The sequence below is a fragment of the Leptospira bourretii genome (genome assembly GCF_004770145.1).
GTDB classification, from domain to species: domain Bacteria; phylum Spirochaetota; class Leptospiria; order Leptospirales; family Leptospiraceae; genus Leptospira_A; species Leptospira_A bourretii.
The window spans coordinates 70,154-96,861 of record NZ_RQFW01000022.1 but is presented as its reverse complement, the minus strand read 5'-3'; the positions used below and the strand labels follow the sequence as shown (position 1 = coordinate 96,861).

Here is a 26,708-nt window from a genome sequence, read left to right as displayed (position 1 = left end):
TTCGATTGAACAAACAAAATATCTATTGGCAACTTTACCAAGATGATCCAATTTTAAAACCCGGATTCCCATCCCCTGTTTTGGCGGATCCGAGTTTTTTATTCCCCGAAAATTGCCCTGATGGACTTTGGCATCTTTTTGCTCACAATATTTTTGGGGTTCAAGAATTCCTCTCGGAAGATGGAATCCATTGGAAAAAAAGAAAAACCGTGGTTTGGAATGCCATGCGTCCTTTTATCTTTTTAGAAGATGGAACTTATTATTTATACTACGAAAAGTATAAATTCCTTCATGTCCTTATGTCTTGGTTTCCTTATCGGAAGTGGAAGTCTCATATCGAAGTTCGAACCAGTAAAGATTTAAAATCTTGGTCTTCTTCCAAAACGGTTATTACTCCAAAATTTCCTTTTCACAAAGACCCAAAATATGGGGATTCAGTTAGTAATCCTTGTTTGGTGAAGTTTGGAAAAAAGTACAGAATGTACTTTTCTTCCTCTCTTGTTTTTATCCCTGATTGTGGATTTTGTGAACCAAAACATATTACCGTTGCCGAAGCAAACTCCCCACTAGGACCTTTTTCTTATTTTTCTGATCCCATTCTTTCTCCCAATGAGATGGATCCATTTTGTAACTTGGGTGCAGGTTCTATCAAAGTGATAGAATGGAAAGGACGTTACTTAGGATTTCAAAATGGGATTTTTTGGAATCCTGTTAGGAAAGAATCCTGTTCGGCCATTCTCTTTTTACAAAGTGAAGATGGGATTCATTTTGAACGTATCAACCAAACACCCATTCTTGGACCAACAGGAAGAGGTTGGAAAGCAAGCCATGTATATGCTTGTGATGTGAAGTATTCAGAAACAGAAAAAATCTTCATCCTCTATTTTAATGCTAGAAACAAAGCACATTGGACCCAAGGCAAAGAAGCCATTGGTCTTTTTGTAGGTAAGGTAGAAGAATCCAAAACTTCAGGGACCAAATCCACCAAACAAATCAAAAAACAAAAACCCACTGCGAAAAAGAAAATATCCAAACCAAAACCGAAGGGAAAGAAGTCTAAACGCTAATGACAAAATCTCTTGTTGGACACTCAAAAGACTTAGGTGATAATTTTGTGATCCGTCGTGTTCTTCCGGCAATGGAGAAACGTTCGGTAGGACCCTTTGTTTTTTTTGATCACTTCGGTCCTGTACCTGTGGTGACTGGAGAAGAACTCGTTGTCCGAGCACATCCACATATTGGTCTTGCTACTATTACTTTTTTATATGATGGGGTTATCACTCATCGTGATAGTTTGAAAGTGGAAATGGACATTCGTCCTCATGAAACCAATTGGATGGTAGCCGGATCTGGAATCGTTCACAGTGAACGTTCAAAATTTGATCCTAAATACGAAATATTAGAAGGCATCCAAACATGGATTGCATTGCCGAAAGATAAAGAAGAAATAGATCCTAGTTTTGAACATTTTTCAGAACAAGAAATTCCTGTTTTAACAAAAGATGGATTGGTCTTTCGTTTGTTAGGTGGTAGTTTTTTAGGATTGCATTCCCCAGCCACTGTCCATTCCCCTTTGATTTATGCTGATATTGAAATCAAACAAAGTGCAGATGGTGTCCATTGGGTTCTTTCTGATAAAGAAGAAGCGGGACTTTATGTGTCTCGTGGTGCGATCGAATCTAACGGGGAATCTTATACAGTAGGATCTATGGTTTTATTCGAAAAAGGAACTGCTGTATCCTTTAAGGCCAAACAAAATAGCCGTTTGATTTTACTGGGTGGAGAACCACTTACAGAAAAAAGACATTTATTTTGGAACTTTGTTTCGACTAAACAAGAAACCATCGAAAGAGCAAAGGAAAGATGGGCAAAAGATGAATTTCCGAAAGTCCCTAAAGAAACAGATCGAATTCCTTTGCCCACTTAAAAGTAAAAGATAGAAATTTATTTCAAATCATCTGCAGCTTTTTTGTATTCTTCTGCTTCTGTACGAAATTCTTTTGCAAGTGCTAGGCAATGTTCTTTAAACTTTGCTTCACTGATTGCTTTTCCACCTTTGTTGCCCGCCATTTTTTCGTGTCTCTTTGCACTTGCTTCTTTCTCTTTTGCCATCGCATTGAGATAAGAACGTGCAGCTTGTTTACTTTCCGGAGAATTTGCCTCTTTAATCATCAGGTTTTCCAAGTCAGACAAAGCAAATACAGAAGTAGATGCTAACACGAGTAATAGGGAAATTATTTTTTTCATAGATACCTCTCTGGCATCCATTATACCGATTCTATTAAAATGTCAATAGGGTTGGCTATTGATATTTTACAGAATCGGAACCGGCAGACATAAAGGCTAGCTTCGTACCGGTTTCCGCAAAGGCGGAGATGGTTTCTGTAAACCCAGCGGCTGTGATCATGAACGTTTCGTTCGGTCCTACAAGTTTTTGGAATTCAGGAAAATAAATTGATCCAGAGACAGTATAAAAAATTCCGAAAGTCACAGGATCACCTAATTTTGAAAAGGTGAAATTTTGGGCTTGGTTGAACTCCCAAGATTCCAATCTAAATTTGTCATTAGAGGTAAAAAGATATCTTGGAAAAGGATGGTATGTGATGAGTTGTTTTGTTTGTTTTTCAGAACCGTCAGATTTTTGAAAATTGAGAACAGCGAGTGCTTTTTCTAAATGAAGTTCTCTTGGATTTCCATCATCACCCAATCGTCCATAATCGTAAACTCTGTAAGTAGAATCAGAAGATTGTTGCACTTCTAAAAGTAAAACGCCACCACCGATGGCATGGATGGTTCCCGGGTTTAAAAGGAATACATCACCTGGTTTTACTTTCCATTTCCTGAGAACATTTTCGCCTAAATTCTGTTTCACTAGGGTTTCATACTCTTCTTTACTCGTATTGGTATCAAAACCGACTACAAGTTCGGCTCCAGGTTCAGCAGATAAAACATACCAACATTCTTTTTTCCCATTAGATTTGGGGTCATATTTGAGTGCGTAATCGTCATCGGGATGGACTTGGACGGAAAGTTTTTCTTTGGCATCAATGACTTTGACAAGTAGAGGTAATCCCGATTTTGTAAATGGTTTTCCAAGGACAGATTCTGGTGCTTTTCGGATAAGGTCTGTTAGTGGAATATTTTGAAACTCTATATTTTTGATAGGGGAAACGTCTGATCCATAAACAGAAACTTCCCAAGATTCCCCAATGGATCCTTCAGGAATTTTACGGCCGAGAGATGTTTCGAGTTTTCTTCCTCCCCAGATTTTTTCTTTATATAGGGGGGTTACAAATAGAACCTTGGGAATCTTTTCCATCGATTTCCTTTTTAGACAGTACTCTTTGCTCGTAAAGGGATATTTTTATGTACTAAGAGTTTCACACGTAGGAATTTTTTCTTAAAATGGGTAAAGGAATCTGGTCGGAATTTGGAAAGATCAAATTCAAATACCCTGCCATTTACAAGGGCCGATTTTGGAAATTCTACCTTTAGATTTCTGTAACCTTTGTAACTACCCCGTCCATTACATGCGGGGCAATGGGGGTCGCCACCCATACAATCCCTACAAACAATTCTGACAGTCAGTGGGATGACGGCAATCACAGGACGAATGATTTCCGATTCTTTTAAGTCTATAATCAAATCATAATCGATTCCCGTGACCTTACGTCTATCTTTGTTGCGAAAACCCTTCCTCATTAATCCACGTTTGGCGAGCTCCAATATCCCTGTTGTGAACCGAACACGAGAGACAGGGAGTACAACAGGATGTTCTTCTAGTTTGCGTTTTAAGAATTCGCGAGCGTAGTTTTTTTTAAATTCTTCATCATAACGTTTCCGACCATCACCTGTTAGTGTTTGGTAGGCAAAATAGATACTTTGAAATTTAGAATAGGAGCCTGTGAAGGGATTGTCGGGATGAAATTGTTTTACTAGATGACGGAAAGAGGTTTTAATCTCTTCCGTCGTGGCACCAAAGGGAATTTCTAGGACTTCGTAAAGGTTGGAAGATTGTGGTGGTATGGAAAAACTCATTCCACCCTCATTGGACTATGGTTCTTGGAAATCCCCACTGACAGAAATTTCCATAACGGATTCAGAAACCATTCTGGTTTCCAAACCACCTTTTGCTTGGATGTATCTGTCAATGGTTCTTGCTACTTCACGGAGCCTATCACGATAGGCTGTTGCTAAACGTAATCTTTCCCAAGGGCTTTGGATTTTTTCTAACTCAAAGCTTAGAGTATTGTCATCTGCGTTTGTTACAGTGCGAACTGAAAGTGTTAGTCCTTTCACTCCACCGCTTGTGTTATTTTTTAATTCACGATAAGTTGTGACTGGGTCTTTGCCTTTTTCGGTGAGCGATTTTCTTGACCAAAAGGACAATTCATCTAAAGAGAATCCACCACCTTCGGCTCCACCACCACCTTTCAATTTCATGACAAAGCGACTATGCATGACATAACGAGGTTCAAATGGAAGGTGGATTTCCCTTGCGTTTGTGACTTGGCCATATCGGCTGTCCTTGATTTTCTTTTCGAAACTCAGGAACTTTACCTTTTCATTGATCATGGCATGGTAATCATCCACTTCTTTACCAATTCGTTCAATCTTCTGTTGTTGCTTCGCATTATAAGGAATGAGAGCAATACTACCATCCTGATTTAACTTTTGGGAATCTGCTTGGCTAACAGGTTCATTTTTTTCATCCGCAGCAAAAAGGCCAACGGTGAGTAGGAAGGATAAAATTAGGACAAACGAGATACGCATACGAACTCCCAGATAGTAGACTCTATATATATTTTCGACTTTTGAAATGAAATCATTAATTTGTTAAAAATAAGGTTGATAAAAAACGCAAAAACCCGAGTCTTGCGGTAGGTCTCCCATGGAAATAAATCTAAAAAAAAATGCCGACGCTTATGTGATCAGCATTTCTGGAAGTTTGGACATTTACACTTCCCTGGATTTTAAAAACTTCCTGGAAACCAATGTTCCGAGCCAACCCACTGAAAATCTGCACGTAATCATCAATTTAGAGAAACTCAATTACATTGACTCTTCTGGAATTGGAATGCTCATCAAACAGCTGAATTATGTCCAAGAACTCAAAGGAAAGTTCTCCATTGCCAATATGAAACCGGCCATTGAGAAGGTTTTTAAAGTGGCTGGCCTTACCAGTTACTTCCAAACCATTGGTGAAGACGAATACCGCGAAAAATATGCCGTTTAGGCATTTTCTTTAGTCTTTCGCATCCAATCGGTTTTCCAAAACAAACGCATCCCAAACTCCCCAAAACCGTCCCAAGGAATTGTGACTGGGCACAAGGTCGACATAAATCTTTCCCTCTGGATATTCGGATGGTTCGAGGGGAATTTCCACAGGGTTCACAAAACTTTGGTTTTTGTCCGCATAGATGGAAAGTTTGGGCCTTCCATTCACAAGAATGTTTAATTTTTTGGGTTTGAATTTGGAACCTTTTAAAGGTCTGTAACGAGTTATGTCCAAATAAAGATAAACCGTAGATTTGGATTGGATCGTTTTTTCTAGAAGGAACTGGAGGCCAGTTTCTGGTACCATCCGGCAAATATAATCCTGGAGTCCTAAGTAGGGCGCATCTGGTTCCAATTCATAGGATTGGTAAATGGCCCATGTTTTGAGTTCGGGGTAGGTGGAAATGTCTTCTGGGAGTAAACCCTCTTCCAAACCAAATTCTTGTTTGGGAATTTGGAAGTCTTTTGCGAACAACGAAACCAAGGTTGATAAAAAGATTGCCGTAAGGAGAAGGATTCGTAGTTTCAATGGAAGCACCTAGTACAAGTATCGGATTACGAGACAAGTCCCCCCTTGAAAATTATTCGCTCTTTAGAATCGATCCAAAACGAGTTTCAAAACGGCTCTTCCCTGACACTCGGCAACTTTGATGGAATCCATGTGGGCCACCAGACATTACTTTTGCGAACTGTGGAGAAAGCAAAGGACTTAGGCCTACCTTCTGTGGTGGTTACTTACTTTCCCAATCCTTCTGTGGTTCTTGGGAAAAAACCAAATTTCAAATATCTCTCTTCCGAATCAGAAAAAGAAGAACTCATCCGTGGGTTTGGAATCGACTATTTGGTTGTTTTGGATTTCACTTTGGAACTTTCAAAAATGTCTGCAGAAGTTTTTTTGGAAAAGATCATGATCCAAACTTTGAATGCAAAACATATCGTGATTGGTTATAATCATTTTTTTGGAGCAGAACGCCGTGGTGATTTTACACTTCTCGATTCAAATAAAACTAAATACGGTTATGCGGTCGAATTAAAGGAAGCGGTTCTAAAAAAGGAAAGTAAAATTTCATCTTCGCTGATCCGAGGGTTTTTGGAAAAAGGGGAAATGGAAGAGGCAAAAATTCTTCTCGGAAGAAATTATCACATAACAGGTGTGGTGTTTGAAGGTGCCAAACGAGGAAGGACAATTGGATTTCCCACAGCCAATATCAAAGTTCCGGAAGATAAGTTGTTACCTGCCATCGGCGTTTATGCTTGTTTTGCTAAGTTTGATGGCCATGACCACAAAGGTATGGTCAACATTGGCCACAATCCCACTTTCGATGGGTTAGGTCTTCATGTGGAAGTGAATGTTTTCGATTTTGACGGCAATTTGTACGGAAAAGAAGTAGAATTAGAAATTGTTCATAAAATTAGAGATGAAAAAAAGTTTGGCGGTTTGGAAGAATTAAAAAACCAACTAACAAAAGATAAAGAAGATAGTATTCGTATCTTAGATTTTAACTAAGTGGTATAATTTTCCTTTTCGTTTGATTTTTCCTAAAATTTGTCCGTTGGTAGAATCCTTTTCCAACAATCCTTCCAAAGAAGTTTTTGAGACCGCCCAATCTTCTTTTAGTTCATCAAAATAAAAACCAAGTTCCTTTTTTGAAGAGTCCTTTATCAAAAGTACGTTCTTTTGTTTTTTTTCACCTTCTTCCATTAGAACAAATCCAGGTCCAGGAAAGAGCGGTATCAATTTTTCTCTGATGCGTAATTGTTTTTTGAAAGCAGGAATATCACGGAGGATTCGATACGTTTTTTTAGGAATTAAAAAATTCACGCCTTCTAACACATAACAAATAAAAACTAATTTCCCACTGAGTTTTTGTTGTGAAGGTGGATTCTGTTTTTTTTCAGTAAGGTTTGTCGCAATGCGGTTGATTCGATTTTTTAGAGCTGAATCCAAAAATTCAATTTTATCTTCTGATTTGATTTTTTCTAAGATATGGAAAAGTGAATCAAATTCTTTTTGTTTGTATTCATTTTTGATTTTGAACTTATGAATTTCAGTGTTTAGGCGTTTGCTTCTTTGTAAAAAGTATGGTGATTCGTTGGATTCTGAAAGTTGGATCAATTTTTCCGACAGTTCCATCATGGAAGTAATGTGAGTTTTTGATTCTCTCTCCAGTTCTTCCAGACGAATCAATTCATTTTCTAATTTGATTTTGGTCTGAAAGAACTCTTCTGCCCCCAATACTTTTTTGGTTGGTTTCATAGTGGATCTTAGTTTGCAAACTTACGTTTTTTAATGGATAAAATAATTCCAACGGCCGTCATTGCCATCACCAAATGCGATCCACCGTAACTCATAAATGTTAGTGGAACACCTGTTACTGGGAGAAGTCCAATCACAATTCCAACGTTAATGGCAATATGAAAAAAGATCATGGCCACAATCCCGGCGGCAAGAAGGGATCCGAACCTGTCTTTACTTTCAAAACTAATTTGGAGTCCTCTGAGTGGGATGGACATAAGGAAAAATAAAAGAAGAACACTTCCAAAAAAACCAGTTTGTTCTGCCCAAGATGCAAAGATAAAATCTGTTCCCGATTCAGGAACATGGGGAACGCGCCCTTCGGTCATCTCTCCATGAAATAAACCTTTTCCAAAAACCTTTCCTGAGCCAACGGCGGGTTTGGAGGCTCGGAGTTGGTAACCCGCACCTTGTTTGAACTGGTCAGGATTGAGAAAGGCAGTAAGACGGATGACTTGGTTTTCTCGGAAAGGAATGGATTTGTGAACGGCAATAGCAGATAGGATGGAAAGTCCTAAAATTCCAATGGTGATGTAGTAGTTTCTTAAGTGTTTGGAACCACGAGCAATCCTGATAAAAATCATCACCAAACTGATGAGAGCCAGTGTTCCACCCAGGCCAAACATAAATGCTTCGTTTGATAAAATCTTATATCCGACACTCGCATATTCATCTTTGACAATTTCTGCGGCTTCCCGGATCATCTGTAAATTTTTTGGGTTCTCAATTCCAGGCAACGTGAGTCCAGATACTTTTTTCCCATCTAAAATTAACCAAATTTTACCTTGGAGTTGGTTTACGATGGAGACAAGTTCCACTTTGTTATCTTTACGAAGTAAATCAATGAGTGGTTGGATGAGCGTTAGTTGTGAGTAAGCAAGGTACATGGGAACCATTAGTGAAATTCCACCAAAGGTAAGGAGAGACCCAACGTGTAAAATGTCGGCCCCACCCAAGTATAACATTGTAAATAACATTGGTAAAAATGAAACTGCTGTTCCAAAGTCTGGCTGTAAAATGATAAAAAGCATCGGCACCAAACAAATGATAAATGGAATGATGAGCACCGTGATTTTGTGCATTTCTTTTTCTTTTAAAACCAAATATTGACCAAGAAGGATTACGGTTGCTAGTTTAGAAAACTCGGATGCCTGGAGAGTGATGGGTCCTAGTTTTAACCAAGAACGAGCACCGCGACCAGAAGGAAGGTATCCAATTCCAGGAATCAGTGTGAGTACAAGTAATACAATGGAGAAGATATAGATAAAAAGTGCATAAGAACCAATCAACTGGTAATTGATCCTCGACATAAACCACATGGAGATGAGTCCCACAAACACAAAGGTAAACTGTTTGTACCAGCGTCCAAGACCATCCGCAGTGTTTGCTTCTTGAGTGTATAGGGTAAGAACTCCTGCCATTGCCACAAGGACAACTGAGAAGATAAGAAAAAAATCTAGTTTTTCTGTATTACGATCTGCCATTAAAATGCCTCTTGTTCTACCGGTGCTTCTTCTTCCATTGTTTTGGCACGGGACCTATCTGTTCTTGGGAAAGAACCTGGTGGGAAAGCCGCTTTGAATACTTCACGAGCTGCTGGAGCCGCAGAGGCCGCCCCACCCACACCATATTCTACGAAGGCAGCAACTAATATTTGTTTTTCGGGTGGTGCATTCACTGGAGCATATCCAATGAACCAAGCATGGTTAGATGAGGAAGCTCCTCTTCTTCTTGTTTGGGCCGTTCCCGTTTTCCCTGCAATTTCTGGAAGTGTTGGTGAGTTGAGAACCCCAGATGCAGTACCCGAATAACCAACCAAATACAATCCTTCTTTCAGTGCTTCCACTGTGGATTTTTTGAGAGGAATGTCTCTGAGTATGGTTGGTTCCGTTTTTTGGATGAGAGAATTATCGAGAGGGCTTCTAATCTCTGAAACAACATAAGGTTTATAGATCTTTCCGTTGTTAACAACAGCCATATAAAAAAGTGCCATCTCAATCGGAGTTACAGAAATAAATCCCTGCCCAATAGAGAGGTTGACCGTATCTCCATCGAACCACTTGTTTCCATAAGTTCTTTTTTTCCAATCAGAACTTGGAATAAATCCTGTGGCTTCTCCTGGAAGGTCAATACCTGATTTTTTATCTAGACCAAATAACCGTGAATAGGCGAGAATCGGTTCTGCCCCTAATTTATAACCCAACTGGTAAAAGTATACTGAGTTAGATTTTTCTAATGCTTGTGCTAAATTGAGTTCGCCGTGATTCTTTTTATCCCAGTTGTAAAACACTTGGTCAGGAACACCTTTGAAGGTTGACTTAAGAGTAAAACTTGCGGGGCAGGAAAATGTTTGTTTTGGATCATAATTGATTTTATGTTCACTTTCCATAGCCGCAAGACCCACTAACGTTTTGAAAGTGGAGGCCGGTGGGAACCTAGATTGAATGGCTAAATTTAAAAAACCACCATTGTTCGTCACACGAGTGAAATGGTTGGAACGATCCAATTTATTTTTTCCGGAAAGGATATTGGGATCATACGATGGATTGGATGCCATTGCCAACACTTCACCTGTGGTGGCTTTGATGGCAAGAACCGTTCCCCTAACACCTTTTAGCGCACGATAGGCGGCAATTTGCATATCACGATCAATTGTTAAAATTAAGTTGTTACCAGGAACGGAATGTTCGATGACACGTTCTTCTTCAATATTTCCTTCTGTGTTTCTTTTTTGGATTCTGAATCCATCTTGACCACGTAAGGTTGTATCGTATAGGGATTCGATCCCACCTTTTCCAATGAGTTGGTAGGTTTTGATTTCTTTTTCTTGTAAATCACTGGTTGTTGGTTTTCCCACATAACCTGTCACATGGGAAAGTGCAGGACCCATATGATACACACGTGCTGGTGAAGAAACCAAATACACATATTTGTTTATGTTGTCGAGGACAAGGATTCGTTCTTGTTGTTCCCGTGAAATTCCCTCTAAGAGTACAAAAGGTTCGCGTGAACGAATTTTTTTGATCATCCGTGAGTCTTGGAGTTCTTTTTCGTAATAAACAATGGGGATCGAAAGGGCTTCACAGAATTTATAAATAAAATCTTTTACTTTTCTAGGATCGTTTTTGAGTAAACTTGTGTTAAGAATTACGTCTAGAGATGCAGAATTGGAAACCAATGGTTGGCTTGTTTCGGGAGTGAGAAAGTTTCTATCAAAAATATTCCCACGGTCTGCGGGAATGGACTCACTTCTACGAACAAAACGTTCAGCTTTTAATGAGTTTTCGCTTCCTTGGACAATTTGTAAATTAAACAATTGAAGGATGTAAGCTGTGAGAGTGAACACAACCATCCCCGTAAAAAAATACAGCCGTTTGCGGAAACTTGTTTCTAACCTAAATTCAGATGCCGATTGGCTCATTGCCTAACCTCGTCCGCATCCAATCGGAAAGCCCAAGAAAATAAAAAGAACAATGCTGGTCCAATGAATGCATTGTATAATGAAACATACAAAAAGGAATAACTTTGGTTCGAGTGAAAGAACATCAAAAACAAAAGATATGTAATGAGTCTTGAAACCAAGGTAAATCCAAGAATATAAATCGTAATCGAAATATAGTTCTCTGTATAGGAACTTCTCATTACTTTTCCAACAATGTACCCAATGATGGCATAAGAAAAAGAATGGAGTCCAATTTTGTAATAAACAATATTGTCTCCTCCGATTTCACCACCTAGCGCCGTATCGGTGAGAAGCCCTCCAAAAAATCCTAACCATAGTCCATACAATGGTCCTTTCCTTAATGCAAAAAAGACAACGAAGATGACCATAAAGTCTGGTCGAATGGCATTTCCTAATTCAAACACATTCGATCCGTTGAGGAAGTGGGAGAGTAATAATCCTATGATGATAAATAGTTTATCTAAAATCATGGTGCCACCTCCTTAGGGCCTTCTTGCGTGGAAGGAGCAGATGGGGTAGAAGGAGTTGAATCAGGTACAGTTGTATTCACAGATGGTTTTGTGTATTGGGGAGTTCCGAAAGTAGAAGGAAAGTTACCTTGTCTTTTTTCAGGTTCTTTTCCTTTTTTATTATAATCTTTTTCTTTTGGAAAATCGATTTCACCGAAATAAGGACCGTCGATTTGAATTGTTTTTTCTGCCGGCCACTCTTCTCTCCATTTTTCAGGTTGTTTTTTCAAAACAATCACATGTAAAAGTTTATCAAACTCAACAAACGGACGTAAGATGGCAGTTTTAAAGGATCCATTCCTTGGTCCTTCTTCGATGATGGTTCCTACTGGAATTCCTGGTGGGAAAACTCCCGATCCGCCGGAACTAAACACAGCCTTACCAATTTTACTAAATCCTTCCGTAAACATTGTACCTGCTGAAGTAGGTGGAGGGTTAGGACCCATTGGAAAATTGCCGATGGCTTTTGGATCGATCACAATTCCGGAATCAATATAGTCTAACAAAACATCTGTTCCGCGACCACTGTTACCGTTAAGTGATGCCCAAAGGTTGGTTCCTGGAATGGCAACTCCCATAGAAAAATTGGAATTGATGATGGGTTGGATGACCGCAGATCCTTTGGAAACGGCTATGATTTTACCAACGAGGGCTTCTGTGAATTTCCCTTTTTCGTCGAGGGAACGAGCCACAACTGGCATATACGGTTTGATTCCTTCTTCCGATCCTTTGTTGATGATGATGGTTCTGTAAATTGCATTCAAACGAACACTAAGTACTTCTGCTCTTACGGAAGGGTAATCTAAATGAAGAGGAAAGTTTAACTCTTGTCTGAGGATGGCATTTTCTGCCTTCAATCTTTCTACATCTTTGGAAAGTTGGCGGTATTCTTCCATGACGTTCAAACAAGAATCGCGCTCTTCTCGGACACGTTCGAAGGACTCGAGTTTGTTATAACTACTTTTGATTAAGGATCCAAAGGAATCAAAGGACCCAGAAAAAAAGTCGCCTACACCCTGAAAGCTGGCAATCCCTCTTACCATGAAGTTGCCGTTCCAAATTAGGGAAGTAAAGGAAAACAGGAATACGAAGAGTAGGGAAAACAATTCGTCATTTTGGTTGATGCGATTCCACTTCATGGACTTATGTCACATTAATTTTATTCGAAAGAATCTTTCAAGCGCGAATCGATTTTGGTCAATTTTTCAAAGCGAGTGGGTCGGGAGGAAATAAAGTGAGGCCGGTGCCTCCCATCGGGCCTCTCCCTGAATGGTTTGGAGTCCTTTTGGGTTTCGAAAAACAGTGACCTTCACGTTTGCCACCTTGGGTAAGTTTGCTCCCTGGATTCCCAATTTCAGTCGGACTTCTCCGAGGCCTGGATCAACCACTTGTGCGAAATAAGTCCTTTGCCCAGATTGTACGATGGCAAATTCACGAAGGCCAAAAATTGGTCTTGGGTCGTTTGCCGTTCCTAGGAATTTTGCGACCAAAGAAAGGAAACTGGGAAAATCATTTGTTTCCAAAGAAGATATATACTGAAGCAAATGTTGGCGGAGGTATTCTTTGGCGTGGTTGTGTGCCAGTAAAACACGATGGCGGCGATCTAGTTGGGAGTAGAAGGATTGGAGGAGGTTTCTTTCCTCCCTGTTGCAACCTGCTCGAAATGCCAACCGGTCCAGTCGTTTGCTATGCATTCGGACAAGTTCCATTCTATGTGTGAGGTAAGCACTGGCCCGAAAGCTTAGATAAAAGAAAAGAATGAGAAGGACAAGTTGCAACAAAGCAAATTGTGGATCACCCTTCCAAATCCAAACAGGTCTTTCGGGAAACATTGGAGGTTAGACGGGAGGAGAGTGAATTTTTGTGCTTTCTCTTATTGCCAAAATATTGATGAAAAAAAATATCATGTAGCTCGATCGAACTTTGTGGATAAATGAATGAAAGAAGAAATCAAAGATATCATATCATACAAAAAACACAGGTCTTGGGAAATGCCAAATAAGAATTGGTTTTGGTATCAGGAATGGAATGATGTTCTATTTTTACATTACCAAATTCAAGAGAAAGATTTGATGAAATTGGTTCCCGATTTTTTAGAATTGGATTCTTTTGAAGGATCTTACTTTGTATCCGTTGTAGCATTCACAATGAATCAAATTCAAATTAGAAATACATTTCCCGTTCCGTATTTTTCAAATTTTCATGAAGTGAATTTAAGAACATATGTAAAAAATAAAAACAAACCAGGTGTCTATTTTTTAAGTATTGAAGCGGAAAAATTGATTCCTGCAGTTATGGCAAAGCTTTTATCTGGTTTGCCTTATGAACATTCTAAAATAGCAAGATCGTCTAACTTTTATTATTTGAATGGAAAAAGAAGTCAAATAAAAATTGATTTTACGGTTGGAAATAAAAATGAAAATTTGAAAGGTATTGATTTATGGTTAACGGAAAGATATTGTTTATACAAAGATAATTCTAAAAATCAAAATCCATTAGAGATTCATCATAAACCTTGGGAATTATATCATTGCGAGTTAAAAAATTTAGAAATAAAGTATCAGAAGTTTAATGACTACCTAGACTTCAATCAACCTTCTTTATTCCATTATTCTCCAGGCGTAAAAGTAATAGCATGGAACCAAAACTAGAATTGTTGTTTCATAGGGATATATCAAACATAGGGCTGTCATGATTTCCAATTTCGATCATTTCCTTCTCTATGCTTCGGAACCTGAAAAAACATTCCAGTTTTTTAAAAACCGATTTCAGTTAACCACTCTGATACCCCTAACAAATTATGGACCCTTCCAGAGTGGAATGTTTGCCTTCCAAAATGGAATTTTGGAAATCTATGGTATGAAAATAAAAGAGAGAAAGAGGAAACGAATTTTCTCATCAATCAATTTGTAGGTTTTGCATTACAATCCGATTTAGATTTAACTAAAACCAAACGTGAATTAGAAAATTTAGAATTTACTGTTTCTCATGTTATGGAGCAAAAAGTTTTTAATGCAAAGAGGGAAGAGGTAGTCATCTCGGAAATTGTAATGTTGAATCGTTTTTTGGGAGATTTCCAAACTTTCTTTATTGAATATAAAACTGATAATTTGCGAAAAAAATTCGAAGAACAATCTAAAACTTCGCTTTGGGAAATGGAATCCTTTGTTTTAGAGACCGCAAACCCAGAGGAAATACGAAATGGTTTTTTACGTTTAGGTTTTAAACAAGAGGATGTTTCTTTTGTTTTTGAATCGAACGGGATTAAAGTCAAAATCCAAAATACATTGTCTCAGAATGGAATTTCTTCTTTTGTGATCCAATCCAAAGAAGAGAAGGTCGATATTTTACAGGTGTTAAAAGACGTTAATGGATAAAGATGATAGAGAAATTGTTTTAAGTCTGCTCGATTGGTTTAGACTATCTTTCATCTATGTCTGTAAAAAATCCCGCGCCAGCGATTGGAGCGGAAATCCTTTCCGGAGAGAAAAGATATTTGTAACAAATCAAATCGGAAAGATTGGAGCGGAAAGCGCGGTCACGCCATAGAGGGATATTTAAACACCAAATCAAAGTGAGGCGCCCTTATTATTTTTTTTCAATAAAGCATAGAGGCCGAAGATGGGGCCTATCGCAAGTAGTAAGTAAAGATACTGAAAATTGATTTTTTCTGCGAAAAAACTTATCAGTTGGATGCTTACAATCGTGATTGAAAATCCAATACAATTTACTATTGTCAATGCAGATCCTCTTGAATCTTCCGGAGCATTCTCAGCCACAAGTGTTGAGAACATTGGTGAATCTGCGATGACTACGAGCCCCCAAAAAAATAAAAACAGGATTAATAAAACAACTGATCCAGATGACAAAAAAAATGGAGAAGTCAAACAACATAAACAAGATAAAAAAAGTGATATAGTAGCAATCTTTCTTGCACCAAATCGCGTGGAAAACAATCCACTGAAAACACAGGCTATGGCCCCAGATCCAATGATCAGAAACGAAAGTAATGGTACGTTCAAATTTAAATTTGGATGGTGACTATTATAAGAAATCAGTATTATTGGGATAGAAGCCCATAAAGTATATAATTCCCACATATGTCCGAAATAACCAAAGGAAGCTGCTCGAAAATTTTTATTCCTGAATGCATTTGTAAATGCAGCAAATTTTAATTTTTGACCAAATTTTCGATATGGTCCATCGGGAACAAAAAACAAAATACTCAATCCACCGCATAACGACAAAGTTGTGGTTACATACAAAACATACTTCCAAGGGAATCCGATTGTAAAAATTTTTAATAAATGAGGAAAGGCAGTTCCAAATACTAATGCACCAACCAAGAAACCTAAAGATTTTCCGAGGCCAACTTGGAAGTAGTCAGATGCTATTTTCATACCAACGGGATAGATTCCAGCAAGAAAGAAACCAGTTAAAAGTCGAAATGAAAGAATTTCTATAGGTTGGATTGATTTTAATGTCATTCCGAGATTAAAAAGTCCAGCCAAAAGTGAACAAATGAAAAATACTAATGATGGAGAAAGACGATCGGAAATATTAAAAATTGCGAATACTAATGTTCCGATGATGAATCCAAGCTGTATTGAACTTGTTAGGTTAGCCAAAAAGTGATGTTCGAGGTGTAAATCATTGGCTAAGTCCGAAATAATCGAGTTTCCTGCAAACCAAAGTGAAGTACATAAAAATTGCGATACTATGATTATTGGTAAGGTAAATCTCATGAATTGATTTTATGGTTTTATATGCTTACAAATAAATAAAATTTAGGCAACTGTGTTCGTAACTTAATCGGTCAAATCCACTTCTTCGAATGCCTCTGTTTGGTGGCGAAACATCCATAGTTTACTACCAGAATAAAAATTAATAAACCCATCTCGCATTTCAAATTGATAAATCCGTCGGAGGAGTAAATTTTGTTCGTATTGCATCTCGGTCGTGAGATCCATCACAAGGATACGGCGTGATGTGATGATAGCCACTTTGTCATATAGGTTGGCAAAGGCACTTAAGGTTTCTTGTTCAAGGCTAATGGTTTCCCAATGGTTCGTATAACTGTTGTATATGTAAAGTTTTCGATCGCTTGCAACAAGTGCCGCTTTGTGACCCATTGCCACTTCGTATCGTTCTTCGCCAAAGATATGTCCCTTTTCCCATTCAGTGCTTGTATTACTCACACCTAACAGGTTTTTTTGGGAGACAATGATACACAAGTCACCGTAACATTTGGAGTAACGAAGGTGTTCCCCTCTTGTGGAATATGCGACTTCCGTTCCATCAGATAAAAATGCCTTCAAAGACAAATGGCCTTCGACAAAGTTAATCGTTGTTTGGATATAAGGATAAGCGGTTTTGTCTGTGGGCGCATTGGAGAATACTGTTATATCTTGTTTGGCGGGAACGGTAGGAACGTGGAGGTCTGGATGTGGTCTTTGTGGCGTACGGTTGCGGTTTTGGCTGACCGTGTCGGCATAGTAGATGTCCCCGTCAAATTGGTCGGGATTGGCTAAAAGGGATGGGAACAATCCGATCGAGAGGGAAAGACCGATGATGAGTGAGAGTAATTTTAGAAACTGTTTTGTATGCAAACTTGAAAGCATTGTCTTCTGTGACCCTTGCCAGTGAATCTCCATTAGATGGCATCTTCCGACAACCATTTCTCTGTCGTAGACGGGGAATAGTTTTGTAAGTGAGAAAGTAAGTCTTTCGTTTTATCTAGGATTAGCACGAGATTCATATTTTCTTTTTTTAAAAAACCAGATTCCACCATGGTTTGAAACATTTGGACCAGTGGGTTATAAAATCCATTCCAATTCAATAAAACAACTGGTTTGCGATGTAAACCTAATTGAGACCAGGTGATAATTTCAAAAAACTCTTCCATCGTTCCGAATCCACCCGGTAAAACAATGAATGCATCAGATAAGTCAAACATAACTCGTTTTCTTTCATGCATGGTATCGACAAGGATTAGTTTGCCGAGCCCACCATGTTCGATTTCTTTTTTCTTTAAGAATGTAGGAAGTACACCCGTTACCGATCCATTTTTTGACAAACAACCGTTGGCTACAGCTCCCATCAGGCCGACACTGGCTCCGCCATATACCAGACCAATATTTTGAGTTGCTAGTGATTCGCCTAATTCGTATGCTGCGGTCATAAATTTGGGATCAAATCCGGGTGCGGAACCACAGTAGACGGCAATATTTTTAATTTGATTCATTTCGTAATTTGGTTATCAAAAGATAATTGATTTTTCAATTTGTAAATTCATAAATTTCTTTTGTTGGAAATTCCCATTCAGGAGTAGAGAAGGTTTGGTTTTTAGGAATTTCAAACCAAGGGGAATATTTACTTTCTGACTTTAGAATATGCATTTCTTGGGAAGGCATATAACTTTGTGCCAGAAGAAATAAAGTTTGCCCATCTTTTCCAGTGACTTGGTCTACTACGAGAACCACATGTCCAGGAGAACCAGCTTCAATCCAAACATCTCCTGGTTTTAATTCACTAATTTGTTTTTTCTTTAATTCAGATTTTAAAGAAATGGTTCCCGCATAACTATATATAAATCTTAAATACTCTTCAAATACATCTCTTCCAACTCCCTTTTTGAATTTGCCTGTTTTCCAATTGGTTTTGTTTCCATTTACATGGACTCTTTCTCCTTTTACAAACCTGGGAAATCCAACATCCATCCCATTGCTGATTTTAAAATGGATCTCTTCGTATTGTTTTAAGGAATAAAAATACTCGGCGCGTAGTTTCATCACTGCATCGGCACATTGGATTAAGTCGGCATTGAGGAGAGGAAAATCCAAAACAGCAACATGGACCTCGTTGGTTTTTGTCCTTCCATCAAAGAGGTGGACTGGACTTCCTTTCGGTTTTAAAGGATAATTTTGTAAAAAACTCGCAAAACTATGATTTGGGTAATTGACTCTTTTGAATTCCTTGGGAGGAGGAAAACGTTCTTGAATGGAATCGGCATATAAATTTTGGATCAGAAAAAGGATCAGGATAAAAAAAAACCAAACCGAAAGATTACGATTTGGAATTTGATTTTTCATAAAATAAAAAGCAAAATTTTTCATATAGATTGGACTAACTTCATTTTGTAATCACAAGTTTGATTGATTCTTCTAACCAAGCATCCTTCGCCTCATCAAAGGAAACTTGGTTTGTAACAATTTTTTCTGGGGTAAATTCACCAGAACGAATGTAAGGATACAAGGCCTCCATGGAATCTTTGGACTCCACTCGTCCCAAATGGATTTGTACACCTTGGTTGTACATTTCAAGATAAGGAATTTCCCATTGGTTGGTCCAAAAGATAGAAGCCGAACTAAAAATAGCATTTCGTCCCAAAGAGCGGACAGCAAAATCCCAACCTGATTTATCAGCTGATGCATCACAAACCAAATCATACTTTTTTATTGGTTTGGGAAATTGGGCAAAATGTTCTACTGGGATTCCTAAGGATTCGGCCAATTGAATCCGCGTGGGATTTGTATCAACATACATCACTTCAGCTTTCTTTGTTTGGTGGAGAAATAAAGCTGTATAAAGTCCAATACTTCCGGCATGTCCGCCGACAACCAAAACGTTTGGGTCTTTTTTTTGGTTTAAAAATCTACCTGCAAGTTTCCAAACTTCGGCAATATTATCACTTAGACTTGCAATTCCTACGGGATTGATTTTTTGATCAACCTCAAGTAGCATTTGTTTGGCGAATGGAATTTTGATTTCATCAGCAATGGCACCGCCAAAGGAATGAGCACCCGGTGGCATTCCAAATCCTGAAGTATAAGGAACAGATTCGCAGGAATTAGAATGATGGTTCAGGCAAGCAGGGCAGGTTCCACAAAAAATTTGAAAGGAACTCGCTACATTCATTCCCTTCGAATATAAATTGGTTAGGTCTTCTGAGGCAAATTTGATTTTGCCTATAAACTCATGACCCACAGGAAACGGTGCACGAAATAAAGTTTCTCCCCGAAGGATGGGTAAATCCAGATCGCAACGGGCAATGGCAATGGGTTCTACAATGACTTGGTTTTCACCAGTGATTGTGAGTGGTTGGGTCTCTTCCCATTCTAAGATACCTTTTTTACGAAACATCAATCGACGCATAAAACACCTCGTGTATACCGATTGGTCTATTTAGAAAAAGAAGATTAAAACTTACAACTAGAATTGTTGGAACCAACTAGGAACTTGGGGGAGTTCAGTTTCTTTCCAAGTCCAATCTCCGAGAACTGTAACAATGGGTTCTGTAGAATCTAAAGCGAGGCCTAGGCCGCGACCTAAATCTTCCCGTTTTGTTGGACGATATGGTGTTTCAAATTTTTTTTGAAAACTTTCCTTTTCATGTTCCCAAGCATAAGAAAGAAAAAAGTCCAAAAATTTTTGGTCTGAGTTTTCATACCGACTTTTTAATGTTAGAAGGTCGGGATTATTTGTTTTTTTCATTGTCCGTTGGAGGACAATCGATATCCCTCGAACACTCTTTGAAAAAAAAGTTCCTGCCCTAACAATTTTTCTTTTTTGGGGATTTGCCAATGCCCAAAGGTCACCTTTGTATTTAGCGATTCCCATCGAACCATAAAAAGACAAAGTATGACTCAACCAATAAAATGCGGAATAAGCAACTGAAAGTTCTGGATTGAAAGTTTCTTCCAACTCCAAAAGAGGATAAAAACTGATTCCTAAAGTATCTTCGATTTGTTTGGGGGTACTTTCAATGATGGGAAACCCTACCTCACCGAGAGCTGGAGTATAAATGATGGCTTTAAAATTGGACAGAACCTTATGATTTTGTAGATCCTCTTGGATTTTTTTGGAAAGTCCTGGCGTAGCTGATTTATCGAAAAATGTAAGATCGGCATTCGACACAGGTTCATTTGTTGTAGTTGATGTTATGATATAGGCAGATGGATCCTTCTCTTTTAGGCAAGTGATGGCACTTTGGCCCGCCTCTCCCGATCCTCCAATGACTAAATATTGATTTTGTCTCATGAATTCCTGCCTGAATGGTTAGAAGTTTTGAATTTTCGATTGATCCGTCAAAACTCTCCTGTTTTATTAATCGGAACAAGCGAAATATGAAAACGATCTTATCCTGTTCTAATTGTTTTAGCGGTCATTCTGTTTCAACTTCCAAATTGGAAGGTAAAAAAGGAAAGTATCGCTGCAAAAAATGTTCTGCCTGGAATCATTTTGATTACCGTGCAGACTTTTCTTCGCAATCTTCCGACTCACTCGTGTTATATGATTTAAATTTTAAGGATTTTATTCCAAATCATAAACTCCAAGGCCAAATTTTTGGCAGATACACAACTGATTTTATCTCGGACTGGTCAAACGAGGAACTTGTTTTTCTAAAAGATGAGGATGGAAATGAAAACGATTTACGCATTTCAATTTCCGGATTACCTGAAATCATCCGATTAAAGAATTTTATTTTTGATATAACAGCCGAATCACCATCAAAAACATTAAATATAATTATCAATCAGAATGTTAATGTCTCACCACTAAGGCTTTCGATTACTGTAGATGTTTTAGAGGACCATTCCGTCTCAGGAAAATTGTATTTAGCCATTGCAGATGAGTGGAATACCTTGTTACACGGAAGTTTTACCGCAACACATATCTACAAAATTCAATTTGATGAACACGGAGATTCAGATAAAAAACTTCCAGATTTTATTTCCAATGAACTGGCTGCAAAAATCCATGCATTATCAGGAAATATTTTGTCACTGCAAGAATCGTTTTCTCATTTGGAACAACATGAGAGAGATGAACTTTTGACTTTGGTTATTTACCATTGGCCAGAAAACCAATCCACAATTTCTGAAGTTCATTTTAAAGAAGGGAACTTACAAGTTGTGTTTCAACTAACACAGAAAAAACTAAATGAAACTTTGATTTTTCTTCTTTCCAACCAAGTTGTGCCAACCCCAAAACATTGGCGGCTCATTCATGATGTTGTTTGTCATTCTGATGGAGAACCATTGTTTATACCACTTCTCAAACATAAGTTTCCGGACGGTTATGAAATCAATTTAGGTTCTAGTTTAGAATCGAAAAATGATGATAAAACTTTGGATTGGTTAGATTCAGATGATATTTATCTTTTGGATTCCTTTGTTCGTACAGTGGGTTCTCTTGACTATGTCATAAATGATCCGATTCGAAATCCTTTGGGTTTTTCTCTTTTACAAGAGTCTTTTGTCCGAGCAAAATACAAATCTTGTATGCGACTTTTGGAGAGAGGGGCAGATCCCAACCAATTTGATGCCAATGGCGAAACTGCAATTTTTAAATTGTGCCAAGATAGTACACTTCGATTGCAAGAAAAAACTGCTCTTATGGATGAACTCATTCGAAGGGGAGCAAAAGTGAATCTTCAATCAGTCAATGGAATGACTCCTTTGCATTGGTGTTCTGTTTTTGGAGAACCAAGTTTGGCAAAAAGATTAATCAATGCAGGCATCGATATTCATACGGCAGATAACAGTGGTAGTACGGCTCTTCATGAAGCTTGTAAATTCGGCAATTCTGCTGTTCTGGCTTTATTATTAGAATCCGGAGCCAAATCCAATGCCAAAACCTTGGATGAAAAAACGGGAAGGGATTTAGCTTTTGAAAATTTGGAAATTGCTGAATTGGAAGGAGACGAAGAGAAAAAGAACAGATGCCAACGAGTTCTTTCTCTCTTGGATGTTTACGGCGGTTAGGTTGTTTTTTTATTTTTAATGAACGAACGACTAACCGTTCGTAGAATCAAATACAAAACAAATCCAGCCGGCCCAAAGTAAAAAGTTAAGGCCAAAACGGGAACAAGAACCCATCGGTTGATTCCTACTTTTAATCCGTCCTCCACTTCCCAGGTTCCTAAAAACAGATCAAAGGCAAGGTAGTGGATCCAACCTGCCAGTAAAAAGTAATCATTGGCAAATAAGGATCTGACCGATTCTAAACTAGAAAAATTCCCTTCTGCTTCTCCACTTCCAATGAGGATTGAAAATATATAAACCCCACCCAAAACAAGTCCGGACACAAAAACTCTTAAGAGGCGAATCACCTTTGTTTGGTTTGGTGAAAGTATCAAAACAAACCATGATAGAACTGTGATTCCATTTGCAATTTTAAAAATAATCGAAGGGTTCATACAATTACTTCCTTGTGAAATTCTTTTTGTTGTGAACTTAATTTGAAAAGGCAAATAGAAATCATCAAAATACAAAGTCCATAAATACTAGTAAACAAAGGATTCAAATAAAATACTGATTCTCCATTTAAAGTTTGGATGACCATCACTACATTCATGATTAAGAATGAAATACCTGTGAGCCGAACGAATACTAGATTTTGATTGGAATTTGTTTTACCAAGTAAATACGCAGAAAGAAATACAAAGATTTGCATCACATGCATTCCAAAAAAATGTGGAACTCTCATATCACCTAGTTTTTTGTCCCAACCTAGGAAAAATAAGGAACCACCTGGGTTTCCTGTTCCGAAGTTATGGGAACCACTCGTTTGAAAAATTCCTTGTTTCATTGCTTCTAGTTGGTCAGGGCGAGGAGAAGTCATAAAAAATCCAATGATCATTCCAAACCCAGCAATGGTTAGTCCCCAAACTAAACTTTCTTTCACGGATTTAGGTATAGATTGTTTTCGAAAAATTTGGTAACTCATCCAAAGATGAAAAAACCAAAAGATAGAAATACTCGTACCCATAACGGAATAAACAATTTGATTCCAAGTATTTGTAACATTGAAGTGACTCATCTCTCCACGTGATGCTTGTAAGGTGATGAGAACAATTTCGATCAGAGCAGTGATGGTTAAGACCATTTGAATCCGGCCATTGAATTTCCAATCTTTTAGAAATTTAACTAAAACCCAAATTGTGGTAAAAGAGTACAATCCCAGTGAGAGGGAAAATTTTAAAGGTTTGATCCAGACATTTGTTCCCAAAAGGGTTCTTGTGTCTAAAAATAGGAGAGGAAGGATGGCAACAGTGAGTACTGCCATAGCGATCCCATTCCAAAAAAGTGGTTGTTTTCTGTAGTCATCGAATTCCATAATGTAGACAATGTATATATAGATGTAGACTCTGTCAACATTAAATGTATACGCCGTAAACATTTTTTATATGAAACCTGCCAAAAAAAAACAAACTCTCCCTAAACCAAGTCCTTCCAGTTCTGCTAAAGCGACTGGATACCACCATGGAAATCTCAGAGAAAAGGTTTTGGAACATTCCAAAAAAGTTTTAGAAACCACTGGAGTCTCTTCTTTGAGTTTGCGAGATATTGCGAATGATTTAGGAGTCAGTCATACAGCCCCCTATCGCCATTTTCCGAAAAAAATGGATCTCCTCCAGGCACTTGTCACGGAAGGTTTTCGGGAATTAACGGAAGCAATGGAAAGAGCCTGGAACCATTCAGAGGATCCGTTGGAAAAAGTCAAAATGGCGGGTGTGGAATATATTTTTCTACTGCTTAAAAATCCAAGAAGGACAGAACTGATGTTTGGTGGTGAGATTTATGTTTCAGGAGATCCTCTTTCTGATGAATTGAGAGAATGTGGGAAACTTGCTTATCTCGGAATGTTCAAAATTGTGGAGTATGGCCAAAAGTCTTTGAAGTTAAAAAACTCAGTACCTACTGATACTTTGATGATGAGTTTTTGGAGTGGGGTCCATGGATTTGCAGTGCTGAATGAACGTAAGTGGAAACAAATCAAATCCAAAGAGGAAGAAGAGTCCTTTCGCAAAGAGGTAAATCAAATTTTAGAGATTATGATTGAGGGAACCCGTCTATAAAGTAGATGACCCGACTTGTGATGACTGTGTCTTTGTCTTCCGATTCGAAAGTTACTTCCATCTCTACTGGATAATCTTTTAAAACCAAAATGAGACCTATCCCAGAACGTTGGAGATCTTTTTCATTTGTTTCCAATTTTTCCAGATACAAAGGTTCTAAGTCATTTGCTGAAAAAATTTCTTTTAAACTTTCTTCATAAGCAAAAACATTTGATTCGTTTGTTTTGTTACGAACATACATTTCAAAAGTTTTGCCTCTATGGATAAGGGAAATTTCAATATCTGCTTTTTTATCATAAGAATATTTTGCAGCATTTTCCAATAATTCATTGAATACGGTAGAGATAGAATTTACGATCTCTGAATTTTTCATGTCTATGGATTCGGTAGGAACATTGGGTAAAAAAGAAAATCCGTAAAAATATCCGATAAAATCGGAAAGAATTCCGATGCGCCGCCAATAACGCATCAAATCCAAGGGTTTTAAATGGATTTGAAATTTGGAATCGGGATCTTGGTTGTTGATTTGATTTGCAAACTTAAAATTGCCGTATTTTCGCATAGTCCTAGTTCAACTATGGAATCTAGACTATTTATGTAAAAGCCGCAAGCGCTTTTTCTATCGTTTGTTGCATTAATGGACGTTCTTCGGGGTTTGTGCGCAATTTATCGAAGTGCCAAGGATTCAATGGGTTTGCGGACACAATTGACACCAATTTTACCTTTAGGTTTTTTTATCCCCGTTTACGCATGATCATGATGGTAATGTCATCGTAAACATCCATTCCGTTAATGAAGACGTAAATGTCTTTAAAGATTGCTTCTAAAATTGCATCAGTGGTTCCAAGTTCTGCATGTTTTTCCAGAGACTGGATCAAACGATTAGAACCAAATTGTTCATTTTTGGGATTTTCTGCTTCTGTTGCACCGTCTGTATACAACAGGATGATGTCTTTTGGATGGAGTGGGATTTGTTTTTCGTGAATAAATTCATCAATGGATTCAGTAAGACCAACTAACATACCGTTGTCGGCAGTGTCGATGATTTCTGTTTTTTTAGAAGCGTGGCGGTAAACCATAATGGTTTCATGTTGTCCTGCCGTTGTAAACACTCCATTTTTATAAGAAAAGAGCGAGAGTGTTAGGTTACGGACATCATTCATCCTTACATGGATATTGGAAAACAAAATGGAATTAATCGAGCGAAGAGATTCTCTCAAAGAGATAACTTTAGAACGTAAAGTTGTGATGAATGCGGATTGAGTCATTAGCATCACAACTCCAGATGCAAGACCATGGCCAGTAACATCTCCGATCCCCACGTATACTGTTCCATCTTCATGGTGGATTACATCATAATAGTCTCCACCCACTTCCTTCGCCGCATCCATTCTGGCAGAAATTTCTAATTCTTGAATCTCTTTTAATTCTTCATTCCGAGGAAGTACCATTGCTTGGATTTGCCTCGCTACTTCCAATTCCATTCCGAGATGCATATTCTCTTCTAGGATGGCCTGTCTTTCCGCATTAAAAATTAAGTCTGCTTGTTCGTGGGTCGTACGAGAAGTATTTTGGATTGCATATAGTATCAATCCACCAGTAACGATCATGTAGAGAAGGATGAGAAAGATTCCCATCGGTACACCGCTCACTAAAAAGAATGTGCTATTCTCTTCTAAAAAGTTTGGTTTTAGATAGGAAGACAACTCGATGAGTTTTGTATTCAAATCGGACATATCTGAATAAAAGTATATGGTTAAGAATGCATACTCTACAATCAAGACCACCACTGCTGAGATAATCGCCTTCGTATTATTGCGTATGGAAGCAAGAGCAATGAGAATAAAGAAAACATAAACCATAGGAGCCGCATAAACAAGGCTCGGATTTTTTTGGGCCTGTGCGGTATAACCTATAACGAAAGTTAGTAAAGATATCTCTAAAAAGGAAGAGAGAAATTTAAAGATATTGAGGTATTTTCCAGATTTATTTAATGAATAAAGAACAATAAAGTTATAACAAAGAAGAATTAAGATGGAGGATATTTGATAATAGAATTCTACTACAGGACGGCCAGAAAGTAGTCCCAAAGTGGAAAAGATAAATATCATTCCAAGGAAGAAGAATCGAAACTTCGTTGCGAATATTTCAGCCCTAAATTCACCTTGGTAGGCAATCTCATTGAGTTGTTTTTTGTAATAGTTAGTAAGGACGAATCGATTTTCGTTGGAAGGAGATTGCTGCATAGAGTAAAAGTTTCTTTCTTTATATTTCGTTTGGGAAAATGAGGAGAATCACTAT

Annotated in this window: 29 protein-coding genes; 8 read left to right on the top strand and 21 right to left on the bottom strand. The window is 38.1% G+C overall.

All coding sequences use genetic code 11. The features are described from left to right. Positions 1 to 5 precede the first annotated feature (5 nt). Both EHQ47_RS17650 and EHQ47_RS17645 read left to right on the top strand, forming a co-directional pair. Complete coding sequence (locus tag EHQ47_RS17650; protein ID WP_135777731.1) at positions 6 to 1,067, top strand: glycoside hydrolase family protein; 1,062 nt, start codon at positions 6 to 8, stop codon at positions 1,065 to 1,067. Beyond that, positions 1,067 to 1,927, top strand: coding sequence for a pirin family protein (locus tag EHQ47_RS17645; RefSeq protein ID WP_135747704.1), 861 nt, complete (start codon positions 1,067 to 1,069; stop codon positions 1,925 to 1,927). The genes EHQ47_RS17650 and EHQ47_RS17645 overlap by 1 nt, the downstream gene beginning before the upstream one ends. A gap of 17 nt (positions 1,928 to 1,944) precedes the next feature. On the opposite strand, the gene EHQ47_RS17640 is transcribed toward EHQ47_RS17645, so the two are convergent. The 4 genes from EHQ47_RS17640 to EHQ47_RS17625 are packed head-to-tail and all read right to left on the bottom strand — an operon-like array spanning position 1,945 to position 4,773. Further along, a complete protein-coding gene (locus EHQ47_RS17640; RefSeq protein WP_244290397.1) occupies positions 1,945 to 2,247 on the bottom strand; it encodes an LIC_10421 family protein in 303 nt (100 codons plus the stop codon). Between the two features lie 55 nt (positions 2,248 to 2,302). Then, positions 2,303 to 3,319 (bottom strand): type I phosphomannose isomerase catalytic subunit, encoded by a 1,017-nt coding sequence (locus EHQ47_RS17635; RefSeq protein WP_135747703.1) that lies wholly within the window; start codon positions 3,317 to 3,319, stop codon positions 2,303 to 2,305. An 11-nt stretch (positions 3,320 to 3,330) separates the two neighbouring features. After that, on the bottom strand, positions 3,331 to 4,038 hold the full coding sequence (locus EHQ47_RS17630; protein ID WP_135747702.1) for a DnaJ domain-containing protein: 708 nt from the start codon (positions 4,036 to 4,038) through the stop codon (positions 3,331 to 3,333). A gap of 15 nt (positions 4,039 to 4,053) precedes the next feature. Next, positions 4,054 to 4,773, bottom strand: a complete 720-nt coding sequence (locus EHQ47_RS17625) for an LIC_12936 family protein (RefSeq protein ID WP_135747701.1) — start codon at positions 4,771 to 4,773, stop codon at positions 4,054 to 4,056. A gap of 118 nt (positions 4,774 to 4,891) precedes the next feature. On the opposite strand from EHQ47_RS17625, the gene EHQ47_RS17620 reads away from it, so the two are divergent. After that, on the top strand, positions 4,892 to 5,236 hold the full coding sequence (locus EHQ47_RS17620) for an STAS domain-containing protein (RefSeq protein WP_002973307.1): 345 nt from the start codon (positions 4,892 to 4,894) through the stop codon (positions 5,234 to 5,236). 9 nt (positions 5,237 to 5,245) lie between these two features. On the opposite strand, the gene EHQ47_RS17615 is transcribed toward EHQ47_RS17620, so the two are convergent. Beyond that, complete coding sequence (locus EHQ47_RS17615; protein ID WP_135747700.1) at positions 5,246 to 5,806, bottom strand: LIC10729 family protein; 561 nt, start codon at positions 5,804 to 5,806, stop codon at positions 5,246 to 5,248. Positions 5,807 to 5,851: 45 nt separating this feature from the next. Here EHQ47_RS17615 and EHQ47_RS17610 point away from each other — a divergent pair, with 45 nt between their 5' ends. Next, positions 5,852 to 6,784: a bifunctional riboflavin kinase/FAD synthetase gene (locus EHQ47_RS17610; protein WP_135747699.1), complete on the top strand. Its 933-nt coding sequence runs from the start codon at positions 5,852 to 5,854 to the stop codon at positions 6,782 to 6,784. Here EHQ47_RS17610 and EHQ47_RS17605 read toward each other — a convergent pair. From EHQ47_RS17605 to EHQ47_RS17580, 6 genes are all read right to left on the bottom strand, one after another. Then, the gene (locus EHQ47_RS17605) at positions 6,770 to 7,534 is read right to left on the bottom strand and encodes a hypothetical protein (RefSeq protein ID WP_135747698.1); all 765 of its coding nucleotides are present in this window, start codon (positions 7,532 to 7,534) and stop codon (positions 6,770 to 6,772) included. The two genes, EHQ47_RS17610 and EHQ47_RS17605, sit on opposite strands and share 15 nt — an antisense overlap. An 8-nt stretch (positions 7,535 to 7,542) precedes the next feature. Further along, positions 7,543 to 9,057, bottom strand: a complete 1,515-nt coding sequence (rodA, locus tag EHQ47_RS17600; RefSeq protein ID WP_135695150.1) for a rod shape-determining protein RodA — start codon at positions 9,055 to 9,057, stop codon at positions 7,543 to 7,545. Beyond that, on the bottom strand, positions 9,057 to 10,994 hold the full coding sequence (gene mrdA / locus EHQ47_RS17595; RefSeq protein WP_135747697.1) for a penicillin-binding protein 2: 1,938 nt from the start codon (positions 10,992 to 10,994) through the stop codon (positions 9,057 to 9,059). Before mrdA ends, rodA begins: the two co-directional genes overlap by 1 nt. Continuing rightward, positions 10,991 to 11,506: a rod shape-determining protein MreD gene (gene mreD / locus EHQ47_RS17590; RefSeq protein ID WP_135747696.1), complete on the bottom strand. Its 516-nt coding sequence runs from the start codon at positions 11,504 to 11,506 to the stop codon at positions 10,991 to 10,993. The genes mrdA and mreD overlap by 4 nt, the downstream gene beginning before the upstream one ends. Next, positions 11,503 to 12,684, bottom strand: a complete 1,182-nt coding sequence (gene mreC / locus EHQ47_RS17585) for a rod shape-determining protein MreC (RefSeq protein WP_135777730.1) — start codon at positions 12,682 to 12,684, stop codon at positions 11,503 to 11,505. The genes mreD and mreC overlap by 4 nt, the downstream gene beginning before the upstream one ends. A gap of 66 nt (positions 12,685 to 12,750) precedes the next feature. Next, positions 12,751 to 13,377: a hypothetical protein gene (locus tag EHQ47_RS17580; protein WP_135777729.1), complete on the bottom strand. Its 627-nt coding sequence runs from the start codon at positions 13,375 to 13,377 to the stop codon at positions 12,751 to 12,753. A 105-nt stretch (positions 13,378 to 13,482) separates the two neighbouring features. Here EHQ47_RS17580 and EHQ47_RS17575 point away from each other — a divergent pair, with 105 nt between their 5' ends. Then, on the top strand, positions 13,483 to 14,196 hold the full coding sequence (locus EHQ47_RS17575) for a YqjF family protein (protein ID WP_135777728.1): 714 nt from the start codon (positions 13,483 to 13,485) through the stop codon (positions 14,194 to 14,196). Positions 14,197 to 14,595: 399 nt separating this feature from the next. Continuing rightward, entirely contained in the window at positions 14,596 to 14,922 is a 327-nt protein-coding gene (locus tag EHQ47_RS19875; protein ID WP_244290395.1) for a hypothetical protein, read from the top strand. A 192-nt stretch (positions 14,923 to 15,114) separates the two neighbouring features. Here EHQ47_RS19875 and EHQ47_RS17565 read toward each other — a convergent pair whose 3' ends face one another. The 6 genes from EHQ47_RS17565 to EHQ47_RS17540 form a co-directional block, all read right to left on the bottom strand. Further along, positions 15,115 to 16,290, bottom strand: a complete 1,176-nt coding sequence (locus EHQ47_RS17565; RefSeq protein WP_135777727.1) for an MFS transporter — start codon at positions 16,288 to 16,290, stop codon at positions 15,115 to 15,117. Positions 16,291 to 16,353: 63 nt separating this feature from the next. After that, positions 16,354 to 17,166: a hypothetical protein gene (locus tag EHQ47_RS17560; RefSeq protein ID WP_135777726.1), complete on the bottom strand. Its 813-nt coding sequence runs from the start codon at positions 17,164 to 17,166 to the stop codon at positions 16,354 to 16,356. Between the two features lie 32 nt (positions 17,167 to 17,198). Beyond that, positions 17,199 to 17,789 carry an LOG family protein gene (locus EHQ47_RS17555; protein ID WP_135777725.1) on the bottom strand — a complete coding sequence of 197 codons (591 nt, stop codon included), beginning with the start codon at positions 17,787 to 17,789 and terminating at the stop codon, positions 17,199 to 17,201. Between the two features lie 34 nt (positions 17,790 to 17,823). Continuing rightward, positions 17,824 to 18,660 (bottom strand): DUF4846 domain-containing protein, encoded by an 837-nt coding sequence (locus EHQ47_RS17550; RefSeq protein ID WP_135777724.1) that lies wholly within the window; start codon positions 18,658 to 18,660, stop codon positions 17,824 to 17,826. 16 nt (positions 18,661 to 18,676) lie between these two features. Further along, positions 18,677 to 19,699 (bottom strand): zinc-dependent alcohol dehydrogenase, encoded by a 1,023-nt coding sequence (locus EHQ47_RS17545; protein WP_135777723.1) that lies wholly within the window; start codon positions 19,697 to 19,699, stop codon positions 18,677 to 18,679. Positions 19,700 to 19,756: 57 nt separating this feature from the next. Beyond that, positions 19,757 to 20,584 (bottom strand): hypothetical protein, encoded by an 828-nt coding sequence (locus EHQ47_RS17540; protein ID WP_135777722.1) that lies wholly within the window; start codon positions 20,582 to 20,584, stop codon positions 19,757 to 19,759. Between the two features lie 86 nt (positions 20,585 to 20,670). Here EHQ47_RS17540 and EHQ47_RS17535 point away from each other — a divergent pair, with 86 nt between their 5' ends. Beyond that, positions 20,671 to 22,311 (top strand): ankyrin repeat domain-containing protein, encoded by a 1,641-nt coding sequence (locus EHQ47_RS17535; RefSeq protein WP_135777721.1) that lies wholly within the window; start codon positions 20,671 to 20,673, stop codon positions 22,309 to 22,311. Here EHQ47_RS17535 and EHQ47_RS17530 read toward each other — a convergent pair. Both EHQ47_RS17530 and EHQ47_RS17525 read right to left on the bottom strand, forming a co-directional pair. Beyond that, positions 22,308 to 22,745 carry an ABA4-like family protein gene (locus EHQ47_RS17530; RefSeq protein ID WP_135777720.1) on the bottom strand — a complete coding sequence of 146 codons (438 nt, stop codon included), beginning with the start codon at positions 22,743 to 22,745 and terminating at the stop codon, positions 22,308 to 22,310. The genes EHQ47_RS17535 and EHQ47_RS17530 overlap by 4 nt on opposite strands. Then, positions 22,742 to 23,665 carry a hypothetical protein gene (locus tag EHQ47_RS17525; RefSeq protein WP_135777719.1) on the bottom strand — a complete coding sequence of 308 codons (924 nt, stop codon included), beginning with the start codon at positions 23,663 to 23,665 and terminating at the stop codon, positions 22,742 to 22,744. Before EHQ47_RS17525 ends, EHQ47_RS17530 begins: the two co-directional genes overlap by 4 nt. Before the next feature lie 70 nt (positions 23,666 to 23,735). Between EHQ47_RS17525 and EHQ47_RS17520 the strand changes: the two genes are divergently transcribed. Next, positions 23,736 to 24,407, top strand: a complete 672-nt coding sequence (locus EHQ47_RS17520) for a TetR/AcrR family transcriptional regulator (protein ID WP_135747144.1) — start codon at positions 23,736 to 23,738, stop codon at positions 24,405 to 24,407. On the opposite strand, the gene EHQ47_RS17515 is transcribed toward EHQ47_RS17520, so the two are convergent. Together EHQ47_RS17515 and EHQ47_RS17510 are read right to left on the bottom strand one after the other, a co-directional pair. Continuing rightward, entirely contained in the window at positions 24,382 to 24,969 is a 588-nt protein-coding gene (locus EHQ47_RS17515; protein WP_135747143.1) for a DUF6272 family protein, read from the bottom strand. The two genes, EHQ47_RS17520 and EHQ47_RS17515, sit on opposite strands and share 26 nt — an antisense overlap. A gap of 172 nt (positions 24,970 to 25,141) precedes the next feature. Then, positions 25,142 to 26,653 (bottom strand): PP2C family protein-serine/threonine phosphatase, encoded by a 1,512-nt coding sequence (locus EHQ47_RS17510; protein WP_135747142.1) that lies wholly within the window; start codon positions 26,651 to 26,653, stop codon positions 25,142 to 25,144. Positions 26,654 to 26,708 lie beyond the last annotated feature (55 nt).